1 protein-coding gene is annotated in these 1,646 nt (G+C 73.3%); it reads right to left on the bottom strand.

The window, feature by feature from the left end:
* Window positions 1-167: 167 nt before the first annotated feature.
* The coding region (locus ACMZ42_RS27005) for a thioesterase domain-containing protein (protein WP_415733423.1) at window positions 168-1,646 on the bottom strand (1,479 nt) is incomplete at its 5' end.

Raw genomic sequence — 1,646 nt, 5'->3', positions numbered from 1 at the left:
CAGCGCTCGAATCCGTAGCGCGCCGATAGGTCCTGCACCCATGCGTCCGGATCCGTCACGTAGAACTCCACGTGGTCGAGATGGATCTGCCGGGGCTCGTCGCCGTGGGCAGGGGCGGGTACACCAGTCATGTAACAGCTCCATGAAGTCGAAATCCTCGTAAGGGGTCAGTTCGGGCGGGAAGGGAGTTCCGCGGCCAAAACCCGGCCGATCTCTTCTACGGCAGGCCAGCGCAGCATCCCGTAGTGGTCCGTGCCCACCTTGTGGACCTCGACCGGCCCGTCCACGTACGGGGCCCAGGCATCGGCCGACAGGCCGCCCGGTTCCTCGTCGGCGGCGGCGAAGAACACCACCCGACCGCGCAGGACCCGGGGCACGTGGGCGTCGGCGAGGCGGGTGTTGCGCACGGCGGCGTCGACCAGGCGGACGGCCGCCGCCCGCGGCAGATCCAGGACATCGCTCAGCGCGTCCGCCAACGGGCCGCGTTCTAGCGGGGTGCCGGCATCGGGCCCGTCCTCGAGGCCGACGGCCGTGAGCAGCGCGTACAGCGCCTCCTGCTCCGGGTCGAAGTCGTCGGGAAGGCCGAGGTGGCGTCTTTGGGCCGCGAACGGATAGGCGTCCAGCAGCGCCAGCAGGGCTGTCTCCTCGCCCTCCTCCTGCAGGTGCGTGGCGACGGCCTGGGCGATCACGCCGCCCAGTGACCAGCCGGCCAGCCAGTAGGGACCGTGCGGCTGCACCTCCCGGATGCGCCCCGCGTACTCCGCGGCCAGTTCCTCCAGGGTCCCGGGGCCGTTCCCCGTGCCGTCGCCGCCGGTGGCCTGCACCCCGTGGACGGGGCGCGCCGTGCCGATGTAGGGGAGGAGGGTCGCATAGCTCCAGCTCAGGCCGGTTGCGGCGTGCACGCAGAAGAGTGGACTGCCGCTGCCGCCGGTGTGCAGCCGGACCACGGGATCGAGCAGGCTCTCGTCCCTCTCGCCGGCCGGGTCGTCGAGCGACCGCAGCTCCCGGGCCAGAGCATGTACGGTCGGCGCCACGAAGACGCTCTGGACCGGGACCCGCACGCCCAGCACCGCGGTGATGCGCTGGACCAGCCGGGTGGCGAGGAGCGAGTGACCGCCCAGTTCGAAGAAGTTGTCGTCGACGGCGACGGCCGGGACCTGGAGCACGGCCGCGAACAGTTCACACAGCAGCTCCTCCTGGGGCGTCCGCGGCAGGCGGCCCGCACCGGCCGGGCAGGACACCTCGGGCAGGGCCGCGCCGCCGGGTGTGCCGGTTCTGGCCCGGAACCCCCGCGCCTCCGCCCGCTCGTCGTCGTCCCGGCCGAGGCGGACGAGCTCCCCGTCCGCCGTCCACCGGACCGGTTCGCCGGTGCCGTACATGCGGCCACCGGGCGGGCCGAACGGATCGGGCAGGTACCGCTCGGCGGTCGGCCCCGGCTCCGCGAGGTAGCCCCGGGTGACACCCGCCCCCGCGATGTACAGCTCGCCGGCCACACCGTGCGGTACGGGGCGCAGCGCCTCGTCGAGGACGTAGCAGCGGATGTTGCGCAGGGGGCGGCCGACCGGCGGCGCGGCATCGACCGGACCGTCCGTGGACCAGTGCGCGGCGCAGCTCGCGGTCTCGGCGGGACCGTAGAGGGTGTGCAC

This window comes from Lysinibacillus sp. NPDC056185, from assembly GCF_047737915.1.
Classification (GTDB): Bacteria; Bacillota; Bacilli; order Bacillales_A; family Planococcaceae; genus Lysinibacillus.
Note: the sequence above shows the minus strand (reverse complement) of the source record. Positions and strands in the feature narration are given on the sequence as shown.